Origin of the sequence: Ruminococcus sp. (assembly GCF_045129435.1) — a bacterium.
GTDB lineage: Bacteria > Bacillota > Clostridia > Oscillospirales > Acutalibacteraceae > Ruminococcoides.
In genome coordinates this window covers 1-3,306 of the sequence record NZ_JBGVJL010000156.1, presented here as the reverse complement: position 1 = coordinate 3,306, position 3,306 = coordinate 1, and the positions used below count along the sequence as shown (strand labels likewise).

Here is a 3,306-nt window from a genome sequence, read left to right as displayed (position 1 = left end):
ATAAATTTTATATCTACATCAAAATTGTTTCCAAAATTGTTGTCTGTTTTGATGTAAATACAAATTTTAGTATTATCATCTGTTTTCATTTTATTGATTAAAGAACAGTTTTGCATTACAGTTTTCATTGCAAGATAAAGGGTACAGTATTTAACCTCCACATCTTCATCATTTTTACTCTGAGTAAACAAATGTTTTTTGATATTAAAACAACAATTATCAGTAAAATAGAATTTATGTGTTTTAATTTTTTCTCTGTTTTGCCAACTATTTAAATTATTAAAATCCACATTATTAAAAATACAACCTGAAAAATTTAATATTACATTTTCAACATCTGTTCTTGGAATATAAATATAAGTGTAATTTCCTACTGTTGCAAAATTGGCATCAATATGTTAGAGAGATTATCTTTAAACTTGCAAGTGAGTTTAGCTGTGCCGTTTGTGATTTTACAGCAATAACAGCATGGTGGTCTAATCCTGACTATACGGACTGGTCAACATATAACAGTAGCAACAAAAAAACAGCAATACACCCAAACAAAGCGGCAACAATGTATTATACATCAGCTCTCGCTGAACTGGTGTATCCAATTTGTTTGCATAACATAACAATCGAGGAGGAATAAAAATGAACGAACAGACAAAAAGACAGGTACTTAAGGCACTTGCATACGACACTGACAGAGAAAAAATCAAGGCAGTAATGAGAGTGTCTGATGAAGACATAAACAGTATTACTGATGAAGAAATCAAAGCCGAAAAAGACTATTACAGAGAAATGGGGTATATCGAATGAGTAAGGGCGTGTCACTTGTTGATGTCAGTGAATGGCAGCAAAACATCAATTATAAGCAGCTCAAGAGCAGCGGCATAAAAGCGATGATTATCAGAGCCGGTTACGGCAGAGAGACATCACAAAAGGATACGATGTTTGAGAGTCATTACAAGGAGGCAAAATCAGCAGGACTTAAAATCGGTGTCTATTGGTACAGCTATGCAAGCAGTGCCGATGATGCCGAGCGAGAGGCTAAGGCTTGCCTTGAGTGCATCAAGGGCAAGTCACTTAATATGCCAATTTATTATGACCTTGAGGACTCATCTCAAATTAAGTTAGGTAAAACAAGGCTAATGGAAATTGCAGAACGCTTTTGCGAAACAATCAAGAAAAACAACTACAGAGCAGGTGTATATGCTAATCTGAATTGGTTTAATAATTATCTCGATTATGATAGACTTAAAAACAAATACAGTATTTGGCTTGCACAATATAATTCTACAAACGAACTAACTTGTGACATCTGGCAAAATAGTTCAACAGGACGAGTAAGCGGTTATGGTGGTAACATTGACACAAACATAATCTATAACGAAAGTGTTTTTGAAAACATTAAGGTCGAAAAACCAACACTGACTTACAGGGTGTATGCTGACGGTCAGTGGTATGATGAAGTCAAAGGTTTATCAAATATTGCAGGACGAAAGAAACAAGCTATTTCAGCCGTTGCGGTTAAGGTCAGCAAAGGCGATATAAAGTACAGAGTACATTTGCTCAACGGTGACTGGCTCGACTGGGTAGACGGCTACGACATCAACGACAGCAACAACGGTTATGCGGGTATCCTTGGCAAGGTTATTGATGCCGTACAGGTCGAGTTTAGCGGTGTCGGTGACTTTAAGGCTACATACAGAGCACGCAAGCAGGGCAAAAACAAATTTATGCCGTATCAGCACAACACCGAGCACGATGCAGAGCAAGACGGTTACGCAGGTGTTATCGGTACAAAGATTGACGGCTTGCAGATTACTTTGACATAACGGAGGTTTAAAACAATGAAAGATAATATTATTCAGGCTACTGTGTCGGTGGCGATTGGTGCACTTGTATCATATTTTAATATCTTACTTATTCCAATCCTCGTACTCATTACTGTAATGGTTATTGATTATATCACGGGATTGACAGCAGCGTACAGAAACGGTGAATTAAAAAGTAAAACAGGTTTAATTGGCATTTTGAAAAAAGCAAGCTATCTTGCTCTTGTGGTTGTTGCCGGTGTTGTAGATTATTTAATCTGTACAGGCTTAGCGGCGGCAAATGTTGATATAGGTGTCACATATTGTTGCGGTTTAATTGTAACGATTTGGCTTATTATAAATGAGCTTATTTCAATCCTCGAAAACCTCGCTGAATTGGGTACGCCAATCCCAAAATTTCTTGTCAACATAGTTCACAGACTGAAAAATACAGTTGAAAATAAAACCGACACAGATACAAAAGATTAGCATACATAAGATTAGCCCCTCGAGTACCAAAACGGTATCTGAGGGACTATTTGTTATTTACGGATGTTTTCAAGTTCTTTCAGAATAAGTCGTTCAAAGTATGGTTTAGGGTAGTTGGGATTATTATCACTTTCCCAGTTTTCCCAAGTGCGATACGGTACTTCCATTATTTTGGCAACATCAGCTCTGCTAAGACCTGTTGCAATCCTTGCTTCTTTAATTTTATTCATTATTTTTCTTCCTTTTTATAAAATTATATATAATTAATATTGCTCCTGTTGTTGACAAAAGAGCAGAAATAGCGGAAAATATTACTGCAACAAATCCTTGCATACAATAGCCTGACACTAAAAAAGCAACCGAAGAAATTATCATAAACAAACCTATTGACAACACAATAAATACCTCCTATAATAATATTAGAACTTACCCCGAGAAGACTCGGGGCTTGTTCAATTAATAACTACCGTTTCCTTTTTCGCTTTCCGGGCTTTTGGGAACGGTTTTTCTTTTTGTTGTCCCTGTATGTAAGTATTGCAACTATTAAACCGATTGTACTTACTATACACGACCAACAAGAAAAGAAATCTTGCAATTTTCTCACCTCCTTAACTCTGTTTATATTATACACCTAATAGGTGTATTTGTCAAGTGTTTTTTAACTTTTTTAATATTTTTTGTGTCATCTGCGTGTCATCTGATGTGTTTAATTAATGCAATTTGATGTTAATTTAATGCAACTCGTGTTGCATTAATACAACCAAAAAATCCAGTAGATAAGCCATTCCCAAAGATTTTGGCTTATCTACTGGATTTTAGTTTTGGCTAAGGCTACGAATATTCTACAATCAAGAATCGTTTCACTTTTTCTGGAGTTTAGTTTCAGAATAAAGTTTATTTTCAGAGTGAAAATGGGGTTATAAAGCAACCTCATAACCAAATTTAATATTGTATTCAAATAAAGTCAAGACAAAGAATATTCTTGACTTTTTTGTTTTTCAGAGCAATACATAACAGC

The 3,306-nt window shown here is 35.4% G+C and carries 6 protein-coding genes; 3 read left to right on the top strand and 3 right to left on the bottom strand.

Annotated elements, in window-relative coordinates; genetic code table 11:
- Window positions 1–290: hypothetical protein (locus ACJMMI_RS07480; RefSeq protein WP_405354646.1), on the bottom strand; the 290-nt coding region annotated here is incomplete at its 3' end.
- A gap of 343 nt (window positions 291–633) precedes the next feature.
- Here ACJMMI_RS07480 and ACJMMI_RS07475 point away from each other — a divergent pair.
- The 3 genes from ACJMMI_RS07475 to ACJMMI_RS07465 are packed head-to-tail and all read left to right on the top strand — an operon-like array spanning window position 634 to window position 2,288.
- Entirely contained in the window at window positions 634–801 is a 168-nt protein-coding gene (locus tag ACJMMI_RS07475; RefSeq protein ID WP_405354645.1) for a hypothetical protein, read from the top strand.
- A complete protein-coding gene (locus ACJMMI_RS07470; protein ID WP_405354644.1) occupies window positions 798–1,820 on the top strand; it encodes a glycoside hydrolase family 25 protein in 1,023 nt (340 codons plus the stop codon). Before ACJMMI_RS07475 ends, ACJMMI_RS07470 begins: the two co-directional genes overlap by 4 nt.
- A 15-nt stretch (window positions 1,821–1,835) precedes the next feature.
- Window positions 1,836–2,288, top strand: coding sequence for a holin family protein (locus tag ACJMMI_RS07465; RefSeq protein WP_405354643.1), 453 nt, complete (start codon window positions 1,836–1,838; stop codon window positions 2,286–2,288).
- 53 nt (window positions 2,289–2,341) lie between these two features.
- Here ACJMMI_RS07465 and ACJMMI_RS07460 read toward each other — a convergent pair whose 3' ends face one another.
- Together ACJMMI_RS07460 and ACJMMI_RS07455 are read right to left on the bottom strand one after the other, a co-directional pair.
- Complete coding sequence (locus tag ACJMMI_RS07460; protein ID WP_405354642.1) at window positions 2,342–2,518, bottom strand: hypothetical protein; 177 nt, start codon at window positions 2,516–2,518, stop codon at window positions 2,342–2,344.
- Window positions 2,511–2,684 carry a hypothetical protein gene (locus tag ACJMMI_RS07455; RefSeq protein ID WP_405354640.1) on the bottom strand — a complete coding sequence of 58 codons (174 nt, stop codon included), beginning with the start codon at window positions 2,682–2,684 and terminating at the stop codon, window positions 2,511–2,513. Before ACJMMI_RS07455 ends, ACJMMI_RS07460 begins: the two co-directional genes overlap by 8 nt.
- Window positions 2,685–3,306: the final 622 nt, after the last annotated feature.

Bases quoted from the DNA above. Each gene is read 5' to 3' on its own strand.
- ACJMMI_RS07475 (WP_405354645.1), top strand. From the start codon at position 634: ATGAACGAACAGACAAAAAGACAGGTACTTAAGGCACTTGCATACGAC.
- ACJMMI_RS07465 (WP_405354643.1), top strand. From the start codon at position 1,836: ATGAAAGATAATATTATTCAGGCTACTGTGTCGGTGGCGATTGGTGCA.
- ACJMMI_RS07470 (WP_405354644.1), top strand. From the start codon at position 798: ATGAGTAAGGGCGTGTCACTTGTTGATGTCAGTGAATGGCAGCAAAAC.
- ACJMMI_RS07460 (WP_405354642.1), bottom strand. From the start codon at position 2,518: ATGAATAAAATTAAAGAAGCAAGGATTGCAACAGGTCTTAGCAGAGCT.